Annotated in this window: 20 protein-coding genes; all 20 read right to left on the bottom strand. The window is 41.3% G+C overall.

Annotation, left to right across the window (positions count from 1 at the left end; all coding sequences use genetic code 11):
• Window positions 1–55: 55 nt before the first annotated feature.
• Window positions 56–1468: an oxaloacetate decarboxylase subunit alpha gene (locus T356_RS0109435; protein ID WP_026514277.1), complete on the bottom strand. Its 1413-nt coding sequence runs from the start codon at window positions 1466–1468 to the stop codon at window positions 56–58.
• A gap of 24 nt (window positions 1469–1492) precedes the next feature.
• The gene (locus T356_RS0109430) at window positions 1493–2635 is read right to left on the bottom strand and encodes a sodium ion-translocating decarboxylase subunit beta (RefSeq protein WP_026514276.1); all 1143 of its coding nucleotides are present in this window, start codon (window positions 2633–2635) and stop codon (window positions 1493–1495) included.
• A 41-nt stretch (window positions 2636–2676) separates the two neighbouring features.
• Window positions 2677–3033, bottom strand: coding sequence for a biotin/lipoyl-containing protein (locus T356_RS0109425; RefSeq protein ID WP_026514275.1), 357 nt, complete (start codon window positions 3031–3033; stop codon window positions 2677–2679).
• Between the two features lie 54 nt (window positions 3034–3087).
• Window positions 3088–3921 carry an OadG family transporter subunit gene (locus T356_RS20375; protein ID WP_197020902.1) on the bottom strand — a complete coding sequence of 278 codons (834 nt, stop codon included), beginning with the start codon at window positions 3919–3921 and terminating at the stop codon, window positions 3088–3090.
• A 17-nt stretch (window positions 3922–3938) separates the two neighbouring features.
• Window positions 3939–5369 carry an acyl-CoA carboxylase subunit beta gene (locus T356_RS0109415; RefSeq protein ID WP_026514274.1) on the bottom strand — a complete coding sequence of 477 codons (1431 nt, stop codon included), beginning with the start codon at window positions 5367–5369 and terminating at the stop codon, window positions 3939–3941.
• Window positions 5370–5526: 157 nt separating this feature from the next.
• Window positions 5527–6096, bottom strand: a complete 570-nt coding sequence (scpB, locus tag T356_RS0109410; protein ID WP_026514273.1) for an SMC-Scp complex subunit ScpB — start codon at window positions 6094–6096, stop codon at window positions 5527–5529.
• Window positions 6097–6100: 4 nt separating this feature from the next.
• Window positions 6101–6850 carry a segregation and condensation protein A gene (locus tag T356_RS0109405; RefSeq protein ID WP_026514272.1) on the bottom strand — a complete coding sequence of 250 codons (750 nt, stop codon included), beginning with the start codon at window positions 6848–6850 and terminating at the stop codon, window positions 6101–6103.
• Complete coding sequence (locus T356_RS0109400) at window positions 6850–7719, bottom strand: metallophosphoesterase (RefSeq protein WP_035780876.1); 870 nt, start codon at window positions 7717–7719, stop codon at window positions 6850–6852. The genes T356_RS0109405 and T356_RS0109400 overlap by 1 nt, the downstream gene beginning before the upstream one ends.
• Window positions 7720–7845: 126 nt before the next feature.
• Window positions 7846–8022 (bottom strand): 30S ribosomal protein S21, encoded by a 177-nt coding sequence (gene rpsU, locus T356_RS0109395; RefSeq protein WP_013280615.1) that lies wholly within the window; start codon window positions 8020–8022, stop codon window positions 7846–7848.
• Window positions 8023–8171: 149 nt separating this feature from the next.
• Window positions 8172–8945, bottom strand: coding sequence for a class B sortase (locus T356_RS19005; protein WP_051563324.1), 774 nt, complete (start codon window positions 8943–8945; stop codon window positions 8172–8174).
• Between the two features lie 125 nt (window positions 8946–9070).
• A complete protein-coding gene (locus T356_RS0109385; RefSeq protein WP_026514270.1) occupies window positions 9071–10798 on the bottom strand; it encodes a methyl-accepting chemotaxis protein in 1728 nt (575 codons plus the stop codon).
• A 216-nt stretch (window positions 10799–11014) separates the two neighbouring features.
• The gene (locus T356_RS0109380; RefSeq protein WP_026514269.1) at window positions 11015–11398 is read right to left on the bottom strand and encodes a hypothetical protein; all 384 of its coding nucleotides are present in this window, start codon (window positions 11396–11398) and stop codon (window positions 11015–11017) included.
• A 378-nt stretch (window positions 11399–11776) separates the two neighbouring features.
• On the bottom strand, window positions 11777–14434 hold the full coding sequence (gene alaS, locus T356_RS0109375) for an alanine--tRNA ligase (RefSeq protein WP_026514268.1): 2658 nt from the start codon (window positions 14432–14434) through the stop codon (window positions 11777–11779).
• A 30-nt stretch (window positions 14435–14464) separates the two neighbouring features.
• Window positions 14465–15862 carry a glycine--tRNA ligase gene (locus T356_RS0109370; RefSeq protein ID WP_026514267.1) on the bottom strand — a complete coding sequence of 466 codons (1398 nt, stop codon included), beginning with the start codon at window positions 15860–15862 and terminating at the stop codon, window positions 14465–14467.
• Between the two features lie 27 nt (window positions 15863–15889).
• Window positions 15890–16507, bottom strand: coding sequence for a hypothetical protein (locus T356_RS0109365; protein ID WP_026514266.1), 618 nt, complete (start codon window positions 16505–16507; stop codon window positions 15890–15892).
• 90 nt (window positions 16508–16597) lie between these two features.
• A complete protein-coding gene (gene recO, locus T356_RS0109360) occupies window positions 16598–17257 on the bottom strand; it encodes a DNA repair protein RecO (protein WP_026514265.1) in 660 nt (219 codons plus the stop codon).
• Between the two features lie 16 nt (window positions 17258–17273).
• Entirely contained in the window at window positions 17274–18182 is a 909-nt protein-coding gene (gene era, locus T356_RS0109355; protein WP_026514264.1) for a GTPase Era, read from the bottom strand.
• Window positions 18172–19230 carry a DUF4349 domain-containing protein gene (locus tag T356_RS19000; protein ID WP_197020901.1) on the bottom strand — a complete coding sequence of 353 codons (1059 nt, stop codon included), beginning with the start codon at window positions 19228–19230 and terminating at the stop codon, window positions 18172–18174. Before T356_RS19000 ends, era begins: the two co-directional genes overlap by 11 nt.
• Before the next feature lie 32 nt (window positions 19231–19262).
• Window positions 19263–22193, bottom strand: coding sequence for an insulinase family protein (locus T356_RS0109345; RefSeq protein ID WP_026514263.1), 2931 nt, complete (start codon window positions 22191–22193; stop codon window positions 19263–19265).
• Between the two features lie 83 nt (window positions 22194–22276).
• Window positions 22277–22945: hypothetical protein (locus T356_RS21295; RefSeq protein ID WP_197020900.1), on the bottom strand; the 669-nt coding region annotated here is incomplete at its 5' end.

Raw genomic sequence — 22945 nt, 5'->3', positions numbered from 1 at the left:
TAAGAGCTATCAAACGTAAATTTTTACGTCTGATAGCTCTCAGTTCTTTTAATAATTAAACAGGATATGCTCCGTTCTTTGTATCAGCAGCTGCAACATCAACTGATGTCTGCTGTGCCATACGATACTTAAAGAAGTCTGTTGCAACCTGAGGGAAGAGTGCGTATGAAAGTACGTCTTCATCCTGCTGCTTCCACTGCTTAACGTCCTCTTCAAACTTCTTAAGTCCGGGCTCAAGCTTATCTGCAGGTCTACATGTGATAACTTCTCTGTCTCCGATGATCTTCTTCTGAACTTCGGGATTGAAAGGCTTGATTGTCTTACCGTACTCACCAGCAAGGAGATCCTTGGTCTGGTCGGTAGCAACCTTATATCTCTCACCCATAAGAACGTTCATAACGGCCTGTGTTCCAACGATCTGTGAAGAAGGTGTAACAAGCGGAGGCTCACCGAAGTCCTTACGAACCTGAGGGATTTCCTCAAGCACTGTATCATACTTGTCGCTTGCGTTCTGCTCTTTAAGCTGACTAACCATGTTAGAAAGCATTCCGCCGGGAACCTGATACATAAGAGTCTTGATGTTAACACCAAGAACCTTAGCGTCCATAAGTCCGCTTGCAAGACATTCCTCTCTGTAAGGTCTGAAGTGATCTGCGATCTTAGCAAGAAGCTTCTGATCAAGGCCTGTCTCGAAAGGCTGTCCCTTAAATGCTTCTACCATAACTTCAGTAGCAGGCTGTGATGTACCGAGTGCAAAAGGAGAAATTGCACAGTCGATGATATCAACACCGGCCTCAGCTGCCTTCATGTATGTCATGCTGGCAACACCTGAAGTGTAATGTGTATGGAGGTCGATAGGAAGCTTTGTAGCGCTCTTAAGAGCTTTAACAAGCTTCTCTGCCTCATAAGGAAGAAGAAGTCCTGCCATATCCTTGATACAGATTGAATCTGCACCCATAGACTCGATATCCTTAGCGATATTCATCCAGTACTCTTCTGTATATGCATCACCAAGTGTGTATGCAAGAGCGATCTGAGCGTGTCCGCCCTCTTTCTTACATGCCTTAACAGAAGCCTCAAGGTTTCTGAGGTCATTAAGACAGTCAAAAATTCTGATTATATCAATACCGTTTGCGATTGACTTCTGTACGAAGTAATCAACAACATCATCGGGATAGTGCTTGTATCCGAGGATGTTCTGTCCACGAAGGAGCATCTGAAGCTTTGTATTCTTAAATCCTGCTCTGAGCTTACGAAGTCTCTCCCAAGGATCTTCCTTAAGGAATCTCATGCAAGCGTCGAATGTAGCACCGCCCCAGCACTCTACTGCGTTATATCCAACCTGATCCATTGTATCAATGATAGGCAACATAACCTCTGTGGGCATTCTTGTTGCGATAAGTGACTGATGAGCATCACGCAGAACAGTCTCATTGATACGAATTGGTTTCTTTTCAATATCTGCCATATCTATTTTCACCCTTTCTGTGATTTATACTCCAAATACTGCCATGAATGTACCTGCAACTACCGCTGTACCGATAACACCGGCAACGTTAGGTCCCATTGCATGCATAAGCAGGAAGTTGGAAGGATCGTATTCTGCACCAACTTTCTGTGAAACACGAGCTGCCATCGGAACGGCTGATACACCGGCCGAGCCGATAAGCGGATTGATCTTGCCCTTCGTAATAAAGCACAACAGCTTACCAAGCAGGCAACCTGCCGCAGTTCCAATAGCGAATGCGCAAAGTCCGAGAATAACAATCTTAATTGTTGTCAAGTTAAGGAAAGCCTCAGCACTTGTAGTAGCACCAACTGATGTTCCAAGAAGAATAACAACGATGTACATAAGTGCATTTGAAGCTGTCTCCTGGAGCTGACGTACTACGCCTGACTCTCTGAACAGATTTCCAAGCATCAGCATTCCGATAAGAGGAGCTGTTGTAGGAAGAATCATACTTACAACAACAGTAACCACTACAGGGAAAAGAATCTTCTCAAGCTTAGTAACTTCTCTGAGCTGCTGCATCTTGATAGTTCTTTCTTTCTGAGTTGTAAGAAGTTTCATGATAGGCGGCTGGATCATGGGAACCAGTGACATATAAGAATATGCCGCAACCGCGATAGGTCCTAATATTGCTGTCTGATGAAGCTTTGAAGCCAGGAAAATTGAAGTAGGGCCATCTGCTCCACCGATGATTGAAATAGCTGCTGCAGCCTGATCGTTGAAACCAAGTGCAATAGCAATAAAGTAAGCTGCGAAAATACCAAACTGTGCAGCCGCACCCATAAGGAAGCTTATAGGGTTTGCAATAAGCGGCCCGAAATCCGTCATAGCACCTACACCCATGAAAATAAGAGAAGGAAGAATTGCCCACTCGTCAAGGATGTAGAAATAATGTAACAATCCACCTGCTGTATCACCGACAGGTTCAGCCATAATAGCAGGATAAATGTTTACAAGAAGCATACCAAACGAAATCGGAACCAAAAGTAACGGTTCAAATCCCTTGGCAATTGCAAGATACAGGAAAACCAATGCTACGACAACCATGACATAGTTGCCGAGTGACATTGAAGTAAATGCAGTTTGATCCCAGAGATTAGATAATGTCTTAACTATGTAATCCATTTTTTATCCTCATTTCTGTATAAAATACTTTCTCTGATTCATCAATTAAGAGTTGCAAGAACTGTTCCTGCCTCTACAGAATCGCCTGCTGCAACATCAATACTTGCAACTGTTCCGTCTGAAGGAGCAACCATAGGAATCTCCATCTTCATAGACTCAAGAGTGATAACTGTATCACCCTTCTTTACAGCCTGTCCAACACTTGCATTAACTTTAAGAACTTTTCCGGCAGCACCTGCCTCAACCTTGATTGAACCTGCGCCTGCACTTGCCTTCTTAACAGGTGCTACAGGAGCCTTGGGTGCGCTTGTAGCAACAGGAGCTGCTCCGCTTCCTGCGCCTTCTTCTACTGTTACATCATATACGTTTCCGTTTACGGTTATTGTATAGTTTTTCATCGTATCTCCTTTCATCCGACACAGAATAAATTCTCCGTGTACCCGATGTCATTATTAGAATTTTTTCCAATTATTATTTACTTTTCTTATCGATCTAACACGGAATCCATCTGTGCTTCCGCTTCCCTCGTATGCAGCAATTGCAGCAGCGATAACAGCAACAAGCTCTGAATCGCCTGAGAGATCTTCCTGCTCGACGATCTGATTGATTGTGTTTTCCATTGCTTTTGACGCAATATCCTTGTCGCTTACTTTTTTCTTCTTCTTCTCTCCGAAAAGGACAGGGAAGAGACAGATGATAAGCGAAATGAGAATAAGTATTGCAAATGCCATTCCCATACCGAGAAGTGTATTAAGACCGGCATTGGCAAGCTTCTCCGAAAATGACTTATTAACTGTCACACCAACATCAAGGATTTTATTATCATTTCCCATGTAATACTGAAGTATTGCAGTTCTATCTTTCATCTGCAATTCTGCTTCAACAACAAGAATATCATCATCGTTGATGTAGAAATGTACATTATTTGTAACCTTGATCTGTTCCGGATCAAAATCTTCCTGATTGAATCCAACTTCATCAAGAGCTTTATACCAGCTGATATATCCGGACTTAACCGTTCTATAGAAATCTTCGTCCGGTTCACCTCCCGCAAAAGTCAATCCAAGGTACATATCATCATCAAAACTTTCAGGAGTTACTCCGTTAATATACCACTGCTCAAAGCTTTTATCTTCGATTATTTCAGCGTACCCTTTTGCAAATTTGGTATTTGTCATATCCTGAGAGTATCTGTAACTTTCTGTTTTCTCAGCTTCACCCCCACAAGCGGTTAATGACAAAAGGCAACTGAGCACCACTCCCAAAACCAAAAATCTACGTTTCATTTTGAGTGCTCCCTTCATTATACTGTACCGTGCTTCTTGGCAGGACGCTCATCTCTCTTAGTGAAAAGCATCTCAAAAGCACCGATTACATACTTTCTTGTGTCAGCAGCTTCGATGATCTCATCCACATATCCTCTCGCAGCAGCACTCTTAACATTGTTCTGAAGCTGTGCATAATCAGCTGCAGCCTTTGCAACAGTATCTGCATCTTTTCCATCACAAATGATCTTAGCGGCAAGGTTTGCATCCATTGTACCGATCTGTGCGTTAGGCCAGCTGATGGTAATGTCTGCACCGATTGCCTTAGAATTCATGATAACGTATGCACTTCCGAATGCCTTTCCTGTGATAAGGTTAACCTTAGGCACTGTAGCATTTGCAAGAGCATAAACAAGCTTTCCTGCAGCCTTTGCAACATGCTTCTCATCGCACTTTGATGAACCGAATCCTGTTGCATTTGTAATTGTAAGAACAGGAAGATCGAAAGCATCACAGAAGTTTACGAACTCTGCTGCCTTCTCACATGCGTGAGCTGTAAGCTTGTCATCAAACTTCTCAGAAGCTTTTCCGTTCTCGTCATATATAGCTGTACGGTTTCCAACAAGACCAACAGTTGCTCCGTTGAGTCTTATGAAACCGGTAACCATCTCTTTTGCATAGTCTCTCTTTGTCTCAAAGAAAAGACCGTTGTCAGCGATCTGTCCTGCAATAACAGCGGGATCTTCGATTGCTCCGTCAAGATTCTCGCATGCTCTGTTAAGATCGTCTGAGCACTCCTTGTATGCATCTGCATCCTCGTTGTTTGAAGGAAGAAGAGATACAAGTTCTCTGATCTGTGCATAAACAGTAGCTTCATCGGCAACAACATCTACATTGCCAACCTCAGAGCTCTGCCACTTAGCACTTGAAGTATCGCACTTCTCTTTATAATTGCCCTCAAGAGCATTGGGTGAATTAACAAAAAGCTTAGCCTTCTCAGACTCCATGAATGTAAAGTCAGTGATTGAAGGAATAAGCGCAAGTCCGCCACCACATGATCCGAAGATAGCTGTGATCTGAGGAACAACACCTGAAGCCTCCACCTGCTTAAGATAAATCTCTCCGAATGCATTGAGTGCGTCTGTTGCCTCCTGAAGACGAAGACCTGCTGAATCGATAAGCCCGATTACAGGTGATCCTGTCTTAATAGCCAGATCATACAGGCGAACGATCTTCTTGGCATGCATCTCACCTACTGATCCGCCAAGTACTGACGCATCCTGGCTGTATACATAAACCAGATTACCGTCTATAACACCATATCCGGTAACAACACCGTCTGAAGGTGCTTCTTCCTGTTTCAAATTGAAATCTGTGTTTCTGGCTGTCACAAGAGCACCAATTTCAACGAAACTGTTTTCGTCGAGCAAAGAGATAATTCTTTGACTCGCTTGTGAAGAACTACTCATTTTCTTTAACCTCCGTAAATATATTTAAGTTATGTTAATCTTTTGGAAAAAGAACGCAACTTAAGTCAGAATATAGTATAACAAAAAAGAAAGTCAAAAAAAAGGAAAAAGAGCATTTTTTATGCCTTTTTCCCAAAACATTTTTATCAAAAATCCCTTAGATATTCAATTTGACATTGACTTCCTGTTCGGCCTGAGCCTTAAACTCCTCAACCTGCACGGCTCCGACGGTTGGAAGCTCTTCAAGTGACTTAACTCCAAAGCTCCTAAGAAACTCTTCCGTTGTTCCAAAAAGCAGAGGTCGTCCCGGAGCATCAAGTCTTCCAAGTTCCTGAATGAGCCCGAACTCAACAAGACGATTTACGGCGTGATCGCTGTTTACTCCTCTTATCTTCTCCACTTCAAGCCTTGTAATAGGCTGCTTGTAAGCAACAATTGAAAGTGTCTCCATAAGAGAATCCGTCAAAACAGCCTTCCTCGGTGTCTTTGCTATCTTTACAAGATACTCGTACATTTCTTTCTTGGTACAGAGCTGTACTGCATTCTCAAGCTCGATAATGCCGATGCCGCTGTCCTCGTTCTCATATTTATTCTTAAGATAATCAATGTACTCTTTGACCTCCTTGGAACTGACTTCCATAGCTTTTGCCAAAGCACTTATCTCAACGGAATCTCCCATTGTAAAAAGAATCGACTCTATGATAGCTGCGCCTTCTTTACTTGTCATGGTATCAACTTGCCTTTCTTGATGTGATCATTATATCGCCGAACGTCTCGTCCTGCTCTATCTCTATTTCTCCAAGTTTCATCTCTTCAAGCATAACAAGGAATGTCACTATTATTTCTGTCTTACTGTGTTGTTTCTCAAGGAGCTGCCTGAAACTGAATCTCTGATGTTCTCTAATGTATGCCCTGATATAAAGAGTCTTGGCATCCATATCGATCTCTTCTTTCTCGATATTTCCGAATCTGCTTCTGATGGGATCGACCTTGTCTTCCTGTCTCTTTAACAGTTCCTGAAAAATCGAATTAAGCTTGGATAGCGTCGCATCGCCTATAAGATCCGAAAAGTCAATGGGTGCCTCGTACTCACGAACTTCTTTGGGAATATTCCTTGTCCTGTACCACTGAAGATCCGCTTCCTGCTGCCTGTCTTTGAGCTCATCCGCCATAAACTTGTACATCTTATACTCGAGAAGTTTCTCGACAAGTTCGGCTCTTGGATCCTCTTCTTCTCCGTCTTCATTGACTTCCTTGGGCAGAAGCATCTTGCACTTGATATCTATGAGCGTTGCAGCCATTACAAGAAATTCACTTGTAACTTCCATATCATCTCTCTGCATCGCATTTATATATTCCATATACTGCTCTGTGATTGTAACAATAGGAATGTCATAAATATCTATTTTGTTTTTATCAATCAGGTGCATAAGAAGATCGAGAGGACCTTCAAAGACCTGCAGCTTAATCTCAAGTGACATTATTTCGCCTCATATATTCTTATAACATCTATCTCGCAAGGATTAAACATCCTCACTTGTATTGTATGCGTTCCAAGTCCTCTGCTCAGAATGAGATGCTTATTGTCTTTCTCAAAATGTCCGCCGTCATATTTGGGAAAAAGAGCTATCGAAGGTGATATGACGCCTTTAAATCCGGGAATTCTCACTATCCCTCCGTGCACATGCCCCGATACCGTAAGATCCGCTCCCCAATTAGCATATTCATCAAAATACTGGGGATTGTGAGCTATAAGAATCTGAAATTCTTTTTTTGAGCTGTCACCGAGAGTTCTTTTAAGAAATCCCGGTTCCATCTTCCTTTTCACCATCTTGCGATAATAGTCCATGTTAAGGTCAAGACCGGTTATTCTGATATTGCTGTCTTCTATCTTTACCGACTCATTCTCTAAAAACGTAACACCGGCCTTCTTAAGCCTGCTCTTATATCTGTCATAAAAATTTCCGTAAGCGGAAGTCCATATCTTGAGTCTGTACTCATGATTTCCGTTCGCATAATAAAACGGATACTTCTTGGCCAGATTCCTTGCAAGCTCAAATCCGGGTTCATACTTTATAGGTTTGTTGTTCTTCTCCGCAGTAAAAAGATCTCCCGCGCAAAGGACCGCATCCGGCTTTATGTCATCTATCGCATCCACGAGTTTCTCATTGTTTTTGCCAAATGAATACCCATGAAGATCGGATATCAGGACAAAGGTATGAGCCCCTTTTATCTTGTCCGATTCAAGTTCATAGTTCCTGACAACAAAATTATGCGTGTCATGATAGATTACAACAACGCAGATTATTATAAACAAAATTACTGCCACTGCACAATAAAAAAATATCATATACAAATACTCTCAAATTCGTTTTTACCCGATAAAAAACCATCAAAATACATTATAGCAGAAAATAAGAGTTTTTATGGGTAAAAAAAAATCCCTGGATATCCCAAGGATTTTTTTACATTTAATTTAGTTATATTTGCGCTTTCTTGCAGCTTCAGACTTTTTCTTGCGTCTAACGCTAGGCTTCTCGTAGTGTTCTCTCTTACGAATTTCCTGCTGGATTCCAGCCTTCGCACAACTTCTCTTAAAGCGACGCAATGCGCTATCCAAAGTCTCGTTTTCTTTTACTACTACAGTTGACATCTCTACTCTTACCCTCCCTTCAGTCCCTTCAAGCACATGACTGATTGGGTTATTTATTATGTTTTGAGCCCATTAAAGCTCACATAACATGAATATTATAGCACAAAAACAATTAACGTCAAGCACTAATTCGCATACAACATGTTTTTCTATCGTATTTTCTTTTCGCTCTCTTTGTAAGTATGAATGACAAATCTCCTGTTCCCGCCTGCAAAACCACTGCATGTTGAAAGAGTAAGGATCGAAGGTCTGGATTCAAAATTATATTTCTTATCATTATCCCACTGATCGTTTGAGAGCACATATGCAATAAAAGCATCATACTCATCATTGTCCTTAACTTCGCTGTAAGCGCCGCTCCCCGCTGTCGTTATCTCATAAGCAAATGCTTCGTATCTGTAAATCGTATCTCCAGTGTTAATGTAAACATAGGGATTATCTTCAAGTATTTTCCCATTCTCCGATGAATGAATCTTTTTTAAACTTCCAAACATAGATCCGTCTTTCATATTATGCCCGAATATCATATCGTGCATACCGCAGAAATTCTCATCGCTTAGCACATCTTCAAAAAGGCACCCGGAGTTATTCATTTTCCCGTCAAAAGTTTTATGAAGATATTCATCTATCTCATTTTCTTTTACCACTGGATAGCTTATTTCAAGGCACGGAATATATATCCACGCAGTGACATCGGAATTTTTCTCTCTAAGCTTGTCAAAATCAATTTCCATTTCGGGATAACCATCGTCTCCCTCGCTTACGGCATTGCCGGCCGCGGATAATGCATATTCTTTTCGGATACTTTCATATTCAACCGTTGCAGCAGCCAGATCACTCTTATCTTTAATAATTCCGACAATCTCAATTATGATTACCGCAATACAGATTATTATCGCTAAGGTTCTGATCTTCTTTTTCATAAAAAGCCCTTTTCCGCTTATTTTTTAACCAATTATCCACCATTATAAATATGCAGTCGATTTTTATCAATAACAGAAAAAGAGACTGCTTGATCGGCAGTCCCCTTTTCCGGCAGACAAAAAGTTTATTTAAAGTAGCTTATGGTGCCTTCAAGATCCGTAGCAAGGACCTGAAGTTTTCTGGCTGCTTCATCAATGATAGAGAATGTTGCATTAAGCTCCTGCATTGATGCATTTGTTTCCTCTGAAGAAGCCGCATTTTCTTCGGATATTGCCGAAAGATCCTGCACTATCTCCACAAGAGCAATCTTGGCATCATTCAGATTATCGATCATTTTGGAAATGTTCTCTGTATTATCCGTAACAACGCTTACATTATGAGACATCTCATTCATATCATTCTGAGTAGACGCAATACTCTCTCCCTGAAGTGCAATACTCGAATTGAGTGAATCCATAACTTTTACGGAAGCCTGCGCGTCCTCAAGAAGTTTCTCAACAATTGCCTTGATCTCATCGGCACTGCTCTTTGACTCATCGGCAAGCTGTCTTATCTCATCCGCAACTACCGCGAATCCCTTACCGGCTTCACCCGCCCTTGCAGCTTCAATTGAAGCATTGAGCGAAAGAAGATTTGTCTGGGAAGCAATTTCATTTATCGCATCCGAGAATTTTGCAATCTCATTTGCACTGCTGTTTGTCGCAGTAATTGTTGTTCCAATCTCCGTAACAGCCTCAGCAACCGCTGCATTCTGAGTTACTATCTCAACAAGAGCATCCGTCGCCTTGTCACAACTCTTTTTCATCTGGCTTGCAGCTTCATCCAGAGTAGAAATATTTTCAGAGATAATATCTATATTTGTTCCGATTGAATCTGTACTTGCTGCAGCATTCTGAACACTTTCAGCCTGTGAAACAGCGCCCTTACTTACTTCACCGATGGCATCCGTAACCTGCGAAGATGCCGAAGTTGCTTGCGATACCGAATCGGCAAGTTCAAGTCCTGATTTATTTAAATCCTTTGACATTTCTTTTGTCTTACCGAGCACCTCATCAAGTTTTCTGCTAAGAAGTGCTGTACTCTCGGCAATAGCGCCGATTTCATTCTTATTTCTGATAATACCGGTATCAAATTCGCAGTTGAGCGATCCGTTTGCAACTTCATCAATAAATTGAGCAATAGTTTGCATCTCTGCAGATATCTTAAGTGCAAGTGTAGCACCCACTGCTGCGATTATCAGAACAATGACCACCGCCGTAACTACCATAGTAGCAATAATCTTGCTAACATGTCCTTGGACATCCGCCGACTGTCTTCCCGAGAAAGCCATTGCAGCAACACTTCCGTCCGAATTAAATAAAGGACAATAATATCCGTAATAAGGCATCCCTTCAATCACAAGCGAATCAGAAGAAAAATCACCCTTTCCGCTTAGAACCGCCTTAATAACCGCATCTGATGCCTTTGTCCCGACAAGCCTATCTTGTGTGCCTTTTTTATAAATTGTTGTAAGAATTCGTGTATCGCCAAAAAAGATCGTATAATCAACTCCGGTCTTGGCATGTAAATTGTCAATTATTCCGCCAAGTTCACCCGAAACAGACTCTTCTCCTTTTAGAAGGTCTCCGTCAACAAGTCCCCAATCACTGTTATCATTTAACGCAGCTGCTTCATCGGCAAGATGTTCCGTAGTAGCCTTAAGCTCTTCAAGAATAAGATCGTGATAAACACTCTTAACATTAACTGCAGCCATTGTGGTCAATATAACTGCAACTACAGTTATAACCGAAACAGCAATAATAATGACATTGATAAGAAGTCTTTGCTTGTGCTCAACCTTTTCAGTATCCATTTGATCTCCTTTCACAGACACCATTAACCATAAGCGAAATACACAAAATTATTTTTCTAATTACTTAAAAAAACAAACTGCTTAACCATTATTCTATTATACGCAATAAATTATATCATTAAAACGACAATTATAAATACAATTCCACTAATTTAATACCTATTTTATGATTATTTAATAAATATGCATAAATATTCAAACAAAAAAAGACACCGCTCACACGGCATCTCTTTCTTCATCTTCATCATCATCAAATTCTGAATCAGAATGCTTATAGTATACATTTTTTTCATTTTGTAATGCAATTGTTCCAAGAACTGATACCGCCACCAGAAAAACGGCCACGCCGGCCACAAATCCCGCAACAGATGAAAGAGCCCCTTTCTCCTTATCCGTATCAACAACTTCCGGTTCACTCGATTGAGCGCTGGGATTATTGGGATTATTTATTATTCGGTATATTCCTTCTGACGAAATATCATTTTGCGCAGATGCTGTAACACTTAACCCTGCAAATGTCATGAAAACAACAATTAACAACATCATCACTTTCATGCCAACCAGAGAAACGACAAATCTGCACTTCTCTACCCACTGCATATATATACTATCTCCTCTGCTCATAACGTCCTGCAAATCTTTCAGTCAACCTAATTAAGTAATAATAAAACTAGTAATATAAAACGTCCCCCGTCTTTAAAAATCAACTCATAAACTTTACATGACTTAATTTTTATATCACATTTTATGAAACATTGTCAATACCCACAGTCACTATGTTTCACATTGTTTTTATAGCCTGAAGGGTTTTAATCCGCTTAACTGTCGGCCCTTAATCGTTTTCGAAAAATTTACATTCTCATTAATGTATCAGAAATATTTTTAACTATTTTTTAATTTTTGATAGATGAACATTTTTCACAAAAATAATCGAGGTAACCTAATCAGTTACCTCGACAAAGAAATTATCTGACTAAATTATTTAATCTGTTCGCTCAAAATCTTCTCAGCTTCCTGTAACGCATCAGGAATACCAACAGGATTCTTTCCGCCTGCCTGAGCCATATTAGGGCGTCCACCGCCGCCTCCGCCTACGATAGGTGCGACAGCCTTTATAAGATTACCTGCATGGGCTCCCTTGGCCATAGCATCATCTGTAGCCATTGCTACAAGATTAACTTTTCCGTCATTCTCAGAAACAAGAAGTATCACTCCTCCGCCAAGCTTGGTCTTCATCTGATCACCAAGGTCACGAAGTCCGTTCATATCAACATTCTTCACAGATACAGCAAGGAAATTAACATCTTTGATCTTCTTCACCTTATCTGTTACGTCTCCGAGAGCAGCCTGTGCCTCTTTACTCTTAAGAGATTCATTTTCGCTTCTGAGAGCCTTAAGTTCATCCTGAAGTTTCTTAATATGTGCCGAAATGCCTTCAGAATTGGTTTTAAGAAGCTTTGCAGCCTCATTAAGAGTACTTTCGGCGTTGATATAATATTCTCTTGCATTTGAACCTGTAAGAGCCTCAATTCGCCTTACACCTGCAGCAACACCGCTTTCAGATACGATCTTGAAAAGACCTATCTTTCCGGTATTTGATACATGTGTACCACCACAAAGTTCTACAGAGAAATCGCCCATCTCAACAACACGTACAACATCGCCGTACTTTTCTCCGAACAATGCCATAGCGCCTGTCTTCTTAGCATCTTCCATAGACATTTCCTTTGTAGTTACGGTAAGATCCTCTGCAATCTTGGCATTTACAAGATCTTCGACCTTCTTGATTTCTTCAGCTGTCATAGCCTGATGATGACTGAAGTCAAATCTTGTCTTGTCAGGATCCTGATATGAACCTGCCTGTTCAACATGTTCTCCCAAAACAACTCTGAGAGCCTTCTGAAGAAGGTGTGTAGCAGAGTGGTTTCTGCATGTCTTAGCTCTGTTCTCAGCATCAACCAAAAGAGTAACCTTATCACCCTTCTTGATGCTTCCGGATACAACTTTACCTACGTGGGCAATTCTTCCGCCGGCAACATGAATTGTCTCGGTAACTTCAATCTTAGTGCCCTTAGAGCCCTCGATAACACCGATATCGCCAACCTGTCCACCCATTGTGCCGTAGAAAGGTGTCTTATCGGTAATAACAGTTACGTTATCACCTTCTTTAGCACCATCAACAAGCTTTGTCTCATTGGCAATGGCAACGATTTTGCCTTTTGCCTCTATATCTGTATATCCTACAAATTCAGACTGAACAGATGCATCAAGTGCATCAAATACGCCTTCATTTGTAGAAAGATTTGCTGAGAAGTTCTGGTTATCTCTAGCCTTTTGCTTCTGCTCTTCCATTGCAGCCGCAAATCCCTTTTCATCAACAAGAAGTCCCTCTTCACCCGCAAGCTCGATTGTAAGCTCTACAGGGAAACCATATGTATCATAGAGGAAGAAAGCATTTCTTCCGTCAATTTCTTTCTTGCCTTCGCTCTTAGTCTTCTCAAGGATCTTATTAAACTCTTTAAGACCATTCTCAAGAGTGCTCTCAAATCTGACGATTTCTCTTGAAAGCTCTGTAAGAACGAACTCACGATTCTTAACAAGATTTGGATAGCTCTCGTTATATACCTTATCGATATAGATTGAAGCCATCTCGATGATCTTATCCTTGTCAAGATTAAGTGCTCTTGCATGTCTTACGGCACGACGGATAAGTCTTCTGAGAATATATCCGGCACCTGTGTTTGAAGGAAGAAGCTTAGCTTCATCTCCGATAAGCATAACGGATGTACGGATGTGATCCGCAAGAATTCTCATAGACTTTGTTGTCTTCTCATCCGCATTGTACTTAACACCGGCATTTTTCTCAATATAACCGATAACAGGAGTAAATACGTCAACCTGATATACATCCTTAGAACCGTTAAGGAAAGCAAGGATTCTCTCAAGTCCCCATCCTGTATCAACATTCTTCTGCTTAAGAGGTGTAAGTGAACCGTCCTTATGCTTCTCATACTGCATAAATACGTCATTACCAAGCTCTGTATACTTGCCGCAGTCGCATCCGGGGCCACAATCAGGGCCGCAATCCGGCTTATCTGCAATATAGAACATCTCACTGTCAGGACCGCAAGGACCGTATTCAAGTCCCCACCAGTTGTCTTCAGCAGGAAGATAATAAATATTTTCTTTCTTAAAACCTGAAGCTATACGATACTGAGCACCTTCCTCGTCTCTGGGCGCATTCTCATCGCCTGCAAAAACAGTTGCAGCAAGATGATCTGCATCAAAACCAAAAACTTCGGTAAGAAGCTCATAGCTCCACTTGCAACGCTCTTCCTTAAAGTAATCTCCAAGGCTCCAGCTTCCCATCATCTCAAAGAATGTAACGTGGCTCTTATCTCCTACGGAATCGATGTCATTTGTTCTGACACATCCCTGAACGTTACAAAGCCTTGTTCCGAGCGGATGCTTCTTGCCAAGAAGATAAGGCATAAGAGGCTGCATTCCGGCAACGTTAAACATAACACCTGTAGAACCGTCGGATACAAGAGAAACTGCTCCGACATCAACGTGACCGCGATCTATATAGAACTGCTTCCAAGTCTTACGCAGTTCATTGGCTGTAAATTGTCTCATAATACTAGTGCTCCTTCTATCAGCAAAGTCTTATAATGTGAACTTATCGGCAAAATATGCTTCAAGCTCATCGATTGCAACACGTTCCTGCTCCATGCTGTCTCTGAATCTTACTGTAACCTTACCGTCTGTCTCAGAATCAAAGTCATATGTAATGCAGAAAGGAGTTCCGATCTCATCCTGTCTGCGGTATCTCTTACCAATGTTTCCGCGATCGTCAAACTCACAGTTGTACTTCTTTGAAAGAGTAGCATAAATCTTCTCAGCACCTTCATTGAGCTTCTTTGAAAGAGGAAGGATACCGATCTTAACAGGAGCAAGTGCGGGATGGAAATGAAGAACTGTTCTTACATCGCCCTCTCCGATTTCCTCTTCATCATATGCTCCGCAAAGCATAGCAAGGAACAATCTCTCAACACCGAGAGAAGGCTCGATAACAAAAGGAAGATATTTTACTCTCTTCTCATCATCGAAGTATGTCATATCCTCGCCTGACACTGTCTGGTGCTGTGTGAGATCGTAGTCTGTTCTGTCTGCGATTCCCCAAAGCTCGCCCCATCCGAACGGGAAGAGGAACTCAATATCGGTTGTAGCCTTAGAATAGAATGAAAGCTCTTCAGGATCGTGATCTCTTACTCTCATCTCATCCTCTTTCATTCCGAGTTTCTTAAGGAAATCGATACAATACTGTTTCCAATATGCAAACCATTCAAGGTCTGTATCAGGTTCACAGAAGAACTCCATCTCCATCTGCTCGAACTCTCTTACACGGAAAATGAAGTTACCGGGTGTGATCTCATTTCTGAATGACTTACCAACCTGGCAGATACCGAAAGGAATCTTCTTGCGTGAAGTTCTCTGAACATTTTTGAAGTTTACGAAAATACCCTGTGCTGTCTCGGGACGAAGGTATACTGTATTCTTAGCATCCTCGGTTACACCCTGGAAAGTCTTGAACATAAGGTTAAACTGTCTGATATCTGTAAAGTTATGCTTACCGCATGAAGGGCAGGGAATATTGTTTTCCTCAATATATGCCTTCATCTGCTCCTGAGTCCATCCATCAACGCTTGACTCAAGAGTGATTCCGTTCTCTGCGGCATAATCTTCTATGATCTTGTCTGCTCTGAATCTCTCATGACATTCTTTACAATCCATAAGAGGATCGGAGAAACTTCCGATATGTCCGGAAGCAACCCATGTCTGGGGATTCATAAGAATGGCACAGTCAACGCCTACGTTGGTAGGGCTTTCCTGAACAAACTTCTGCCACCAGGCTTTTTTGATGTTGTTCTTAAGCTCAACACCTAAAATACCGTAATCCCAAGTGTTTGCAAGTCCACCGTAAATCTCACTTCCGGGATGTACAAAGCCTCTTCCCTTTGCAAGAGCTATTATTTTTTCCATTGTCTTTGCACTGTTTTCCATTGTCTGTCTCCATTCCTGCGAAAATTTTTATTTTGAAAGAAGAAGCTGTACGAGCTGAGTTCTGCAACCCGAAAGATCAGCTTCCCTTTTGCTTGTGAAAGTAGCGCCTCTGGATATATAGTCGATCTTGTAAGGAACGATAATATCCGTCTTTTCTTCTATAATAATAACATGCTTATTCTTGTACTTTTTCAAAAGATCTTTATCGGAAGCATTTCCCTCGCGGTCAACCAGCTTATCTGTAAGTGTATACCCCGCTTCTTCAGCTTCTTTTACCGTTCCGTAAAAAAGAACCGTATTGTTGAATTTCTTATAATCACTGGGGCTGTCATATTTCATGACCACCTTGATCTTGGAATCCTCTTCCTCAATTGTGTCGATAGTAATTTTTTCTGCAAGGCTCTCATTATTGAACGCCTCAACTCTGGAAGTTGTAATAGACTCAAATTCATCAAGACTATACTCATCTTCAGGAAAATCTTCATAAATCACGTTTGTGATCTTCCCTCTTCTGTCAATCTTAATTGAAGTTACGTCCTGCTTTTCTTCTCCGCATCCTGCGAGCACAACGAAAATAGTTGCAGTTATGAAAACAACGGCTATCTTCTTCATCATTTTATTAAGTCGAAATGTATTAACCTGCATAGTTGTGCTGATGCCCTCCTTTTCTATAAATTAAACTGTTTTCCTAGCAAACAAAAGATATTATATCCAAATAGCATTTTTTTTTCAATACTAACGGACATTATATAAACTCTCCAGCATTTCCAAGCTTTTGAGAGTTTTATCAATGAATCTCTTTCTGTAAACCGCAGCAATATCCTCAATCTGAAGAAGCACATCTTCCGAAACCTCGAAAGAATAAAGCTTTTGAAGAGGACATGTCGCTATATAATTCATAGCATATACTGTAGACTCAAGAAAATTCCCCCTGTCGGGAATTCCAGGATACTCTCCCTCTATGCAAAGAGCCCTGATCTCAAATATACATTTCACAAGCCTGTTCTGTAATTTTTCATTTAAAAGAGCCCTGAGCGAAATATATAAAAGATTCAAAAGCTCTTTATCCTCATTATTCTCTCTTGTATAGAAAGAAGCTATCTCAAGGAAAAAGGTGCCGTAGCAGGCACCTTCCAAATCTTGTCTGAATCCTTCAAAATAATTCTCAATGTCAGCTTCGACAATAGTATAGGAACTTCTTCCCGCAAAGAGTTTGAATGTCCCGAAACAAAAAGGCTCAACACTTCCCGCCAGTTTGCTTCCCGGCTTTCTCGCATTTCTTGCAAAAGCTGTTATCTTGCCTCTGTCCGCGGTAAAAACAGTGGCCACCCAGTCATAATCCCCGACAGGAGAATGCTTTATGACCATGCCTTTTACACTCACCAATTCTTCCATAAATAATTACCATTTCTCAGTTGATGCCTCTGACATCATATCCGAAGCTCTTAAGTTGCGTTTTGTCATCTCTCCAGTCTTTTCTGACTTTAACCCACAACTGAAGATTTACTTTAACACCGACAAGTTCTTCAATATCTTTTCTGGCTGTGGAACCGATCTTCTTTAGCATCGCTCCGCCTTTTCCGATAACGATACCTTTGTGTGAATCTCTCTCACAGATGATCGTAGCCTCAATATCCATAAGATCCTTATCCTCACGCTCTCTCATTCTCTCAATCGTAACGGCGATTCCGTGAGGCACTTCATCTTTCATAAGACGAAGCGCTTTCTCTCTGATAATCTCGGCAACAATCTGTCTCTCAGGCTGATCTGTAAGAGTATCCTCATCATAAAAAGGCGGACCTACCGGAAGAAACTCTCTGATAGTATTCATCACACCGTCTATATTCTTTCGCTTCAATGCGGCAACTTTGACTACAGCCGCAAAATCCATCTCTTTTCTGTAAGCTTCTTCAAATCTGTCGAGATTATCTTCAGAAACCGTATCGATCTTATTTATTACAAGTATAACCGGCTTCCTGCATGCCTTAAGATCCTCGATTATAGACTTCTCACCCGCACCGATAAAAGTACTCGGCTCAACAAGCCACATAACGATATCGACCTCTGTAAGAGTATTCTTGGCAAGCTTAGTCATGTACTCTCCGAGTTTATTCTTGGTCTCGTGAATACCCGGCGTATCCAAAAAGATCATCTGGCACTGCTCGTCCGTATACACAGTCATTATCTTATTTCTGGTCGTCTGAGGCTTGCATGAAGTTATCGCGATCTTCTGACCTATCATCTGGTTCATGAGCGTCGACTTCCCGACATTGGGCCGTCCTATAAGCGCTATATAACCTGTTTTAAAATTATTTTCCATCTTTACCTTCTGTTTTTTCTAAAGTAGTCTTCTCTTCTTTTGCTTCTGATTTAATTCCGGCATTATTCGTAACGCCCGAAGCTTTCTTTTCCTTTATCTTCTTGCAAGAGATCCAGATAACGGCAACAAATATTGCCAGGAAAAGAAGCTGAGGAATATGAATTACAAACCAAATAATGAATTCCTTTATTCCATTGCATACAGATTTAAGGCTCTCTACAAAACCTTCACCCATACGCGCAAATGCACCCTTTTCTTCAACAGGTGTATATTTTGCGACCTCATCAAGATCAAGATATACAGTACTGTAATCAACCTGATTGTCATAAGCCCTTAACTGAGATTCCATGTTCTCAAGCTCGTATCTCACCTGCGAAAGCCTATCCTGAACAGTGATGATATCTTCAACCGTCTCTGCAGATTCAAGGATACTTAGAAGACTCTCTTCCTCTGTCAAAAGAGCTTTCTTCTTACTTTCAATATCAACATACTGAAGTGTCACATCTTCTACACTCGTTGTCTTATTTGTGATATTGTAAGCATCGCTCAAGCTATCAACGAAACCGCCGAGATTATCGGCAGGAATTCTTATCACAAAACTTGCTCTTCTGTTTGAACTACTATGGTTCTTGTTACTATTGCTTCCGTTATATACATCACTCGACTCGATATAACCGCCAAGCTCACCAACCTTCGCTTCGATAGTGGAAATTGCATCATCAAAATTCTCCGTCTCGGCTCCGATTCGCATAGTTGTTATAAGCTTACGCGAAGTATCGGTAACAGGTTCCGCATTTTCAGAAGGTGCTTCACCGCCTCCGGCCTCACCCTCAACAGCCGCTTCACTCATATTATCTGCATCTTCGGCAACATTAAGATCGGCCGATTTAGATAAAGCTTTCCCGCCGACAGCCTGAGGAACAGCATATTCAGCAGTTTCCGCAGACGAAGTGTCCGATGCACCACCACAACCTACAGCAGCAACAATCAATAAAGTCACACATGTAAAAACAACACATAACTTCTTTTTAACTACATTTTTTCTCATATTTTTTACCCATGTGTGCTCATGCACATAAATCATTTATTAACAAGTTGCTCTATATTATCAAACAGATCTTTTTCCGAGTCAATCTTTTCCGAACTTCCTATAACGCAAAGGCAATCATCTTCCATAAATGCATCAACATACTTGCTAAGTCCCCTTATGGTCTCTTTTGTTGTTCCAAGAAGTTCGTCCCTGCTTCGCTGGATTTTTTCCATCTTCGAATTGCAAAGATAAGCCGAAAGGCCATAAGTTCCCTTTGCCGAAGGAGTTTTCGGTGTATCGAGATCAGAGATCGCTCCGATTATGTACTTAAGAATAACTCGCTCATCCTCATCAAAGTTTCTGAGATATTCGGATGCTTTTTCAAAAACATCTATACTGTTCTTAAGATTGGGATCTCTGTAAGTCACAAAAGCCGAGTCTCCATTCTTTGCATAGCTGCTCATGCATCCGTATGCTCCGCCTATCACTCTGATATTCTTCCACAGATAGTCATATCCCATCATTACTTTCAATACGCGAAGTGCACCGCTGTAACTAAGTCCCTTTGATGCAAAGTTTCCTGCGCGGCAAACATACTGAACCTGTCCGGCCGTCTTAAATGCCTCATTGCGTCTGCAAGTCTTAACCTCAAATTTATTTTTATCATATTCATCTGTAAAAAGAGAATCGGAAAATGCCTTACTTTCATCGGCAATTCCTTCATACTCCTTATCGGTGCATGTAACATCGACAAGCAGATTTTCTGCCCTGAATATAGCATTGCAAAGAGATTTAAGTGTGCCTGTTATCTCTTTTTCCCCTTCAGGAGTATCAATCTTGGAAAGAAGCTCTTCAAGATGTCTGAAATAACCGATTCCGCTTGTTCTGTCGGAGATAGCTGCCGCAGGAGAAACATATGACATTGCTCTTACAGCACTTGTCTGATGTCCCGCAGAAGCAAGATCCGACTGAAGCCTTGCATACTGTTCCTCCAATATCTCTTTAAGCCTCTTGATATCGTCAAGTTTAGTCTTTGTAAGTATCTCTTTCACAAGATCAAATGCATAATGAAGATTCTCATGAAGTACCTTCACGCTGACTTCAAGCGTCGTTGTAAACTTGCTTACATCATCCGAATTTGTATATGTACTGATTGATCCGGTAATTCCGCCTGTCTTAATGTTTACTTCATTGAAAAGATCTCCGTAACTGTAGTTCTCAGTATCCATCATTCCAATGACTTTTTTAAGAACGGATACATACGGAACAAGCTCCGCATCCAGATTCTTAAGATCAAAAACAAATGTCAGATAAACAATTCCGTTTGTAAATACATCATGGAAAAGAATATCAACACCGTTCTCTGTTCTCTTATCATATATAAACTTCTCGGACTCCTTTTTAAGGTCCTTAAGTTCAAGCATTGGAATCTTCCTAAGATCCTCTGGTGTGTCGGGAGTATCCTGATATTCTTTAAGATCTGCAGTATACTTCACGATCTTCTCAATCTCTTCTTTTGAAAGAGACGCTTTGTAATCCGCAAGTTTCTTTTTAAGTTCCTCATCCTTCTTTTCCGTAAGACCGGGTGTGGGCTCAAGCATAACAACCGTCCTGTGTGGGTTATTCAAAAGATATTTTTCAATAAGTTCCTCAAAATATCTTCCCGGGACTTCTTTCTTAAGCTCGGCAAAAGTCTCGTTTGCTTCAACATTTATCCACGGGCTGTTATCGTCATAGAGCCAGCTGTCAAATACCTGAAGTCCGTACAGAAGGCCCTTTGGATAACGTCCGAAATCAGCCTCTCTGTACTTAAACTCATCATAATTAAGTCCTGCCAAAAGAGCTTTCTTATCAATTCCGTTTGCAGCCTGCTCTTTAAGCACGCTTCTTATTGTCTCTACAAACTCTTCTTTCTGCGATGCATCGGCATTCTTTGCAATAATGGAAAATACAGGCTGCTGTATTCCGTTATCATACTCACTGTACACATCCTGTCCGATTCCTTTATCGATGAGCGCCTTCTTGATTGGTGCTCCGGGTGCCGAACAAAGCGCATAATCCAAAATATCAAAAGCGATATAAAGCTTTTTGTCCAAAGTCGAACCTACGCTGCAGTTATATGACAGATAAGTATTCTTGTCGATCTTATCTTCTGCGAGCACGGAATAGGGCTTAACAATCTCCTTGGGCTCCTTGAATGCTTCCTGCCTCTCAATCTTAGAATCCACATCGAGGCGGTCAAATCTCGAAAGATAGTTCTTGTCGATGTAATCAAGCTTTTCAGCGATATCGAGATTACCGTAAAGGTAGATATAGCTGTTTGAAGGATGATAATACTTTCTGTGAAAATCAAGATAATCTTCGTAAGTAAGCTCGGGAATAACATCCGGATCTCCGCCCGACTCAATTCCGTAAGTTGTATCAGGGTAAAGAGAACTCTGTATCTCTCTTGAAAGCACATCATCCGCAGATGAAAATGCACCCTTCATTTCATTGTAAACGACTCCGTTTATTGTAAGATCGGAGTCGGCATTCTCCATCTCATAATGCCAGCCTTCCTGACTGAAAATCTTGTCTGTTTTATAAATATTGGGATAAAAAACCGCATCCAGATATACATCCATAAGATTCTGAAAATCAGCATCGTTACAGCTTGCAAGCGGATAAACGGTCTTATCGGGAAAAGTCATTGCATTTAAAAAAGTATTAAGCGAACCTTTTACAAGTTCTACAAAAGGATCTTTAATAGGATATTTGTCAGATCCGCAAAGCACGGTATGTTCAATGATATGAGCAACTCCTGTTGAATCCTTTGGCGGTGTTCTGAATCCAATGGCAAATACCTTATTCTCGTCATCATTTGAAAGAATAGCAACCCTTGCGCCTGTTTTCTTGTGTCTCATTAAATAGCTATCTGAATTAAGATCGTCTATATGTCTCTTTTCAACAATCTCATAAGCGGATAATTTTTCTGTATTCATCAATCTGCCTTTCTCGTTAAGTTAGTGCAGGAAACGCCCGCAAAAGCGTTTCCTGCATATTAAATGATTAAATCAGTATTTCATTAGATATCAAAGTCATCTCCGGAACTAAAATCAAAGTCAAAATCAGTCTTTGAACCAGCAGCCTGTTCTTTAATATTCTCTCTGTTATTTCTGTTTAAAGAAATTGTGCCGTTATATTCAGGCATCTTCATTCTGGGCTCGGCGCTTCTTCCATCGGAAGCATCTGCCTCAGTCTCTCTTGGAAGAACCATACCCTCAGGAACAAAACGCATTGCCTTCTTCTCTTCACGTGCACGGAATCTCTTCATCCGCTCCTGTTCACGACGAGCTCTGGCTTCCTCTTCTTCCTGTTCAAAGCGTCTTCTTTCTTCAGCGAAGACTTTTTCTTCCTCTTCGATGATTCTTCTTTCACGCTCTTCCTGTTCGCGGCGTTCTCTTTCAAGCTCTTCTTCCTCGCTGAGTTCTTCTTCGCGTTCTTTCTGTTCGCGCTGAAGTCTCTCACGTTCTGCTTTCTCGCGCTCTGCCTGTTCTTCCTGCTCACGAAGGATTCTTTCGCGTTCTTCGCGTTTCATCTGCTCGCGCTGCTGTCTTTCGCGTTCTTCCCGCTCTGCCTGCTCACGCTGCTGTCTTTCGCGCTCCTCACGCTCTGCCTGCTCACGCTGCTGTCTCTCACGCTCTTCTCGCTCTGCCTGCTCACGCTGAAGTCTTTCACGCTCCTCACGCTCTGC

Origin of the sequence: Butyrivibrio sp. LB2008, assembly GCF_000621565.1 — a bacterium.
In the GTDB taxonomy this organism is placed as follows: Bacteria; Bacillota; Clostridia; order Lachnospirales; family Lachnospiraceae; genus Butyrivibrio.
The sequence above is the reverse complement of the archived record's forward strand: the minus strand, read 5'-3'. Positions and strand labels throughout refer to the sequence as shown.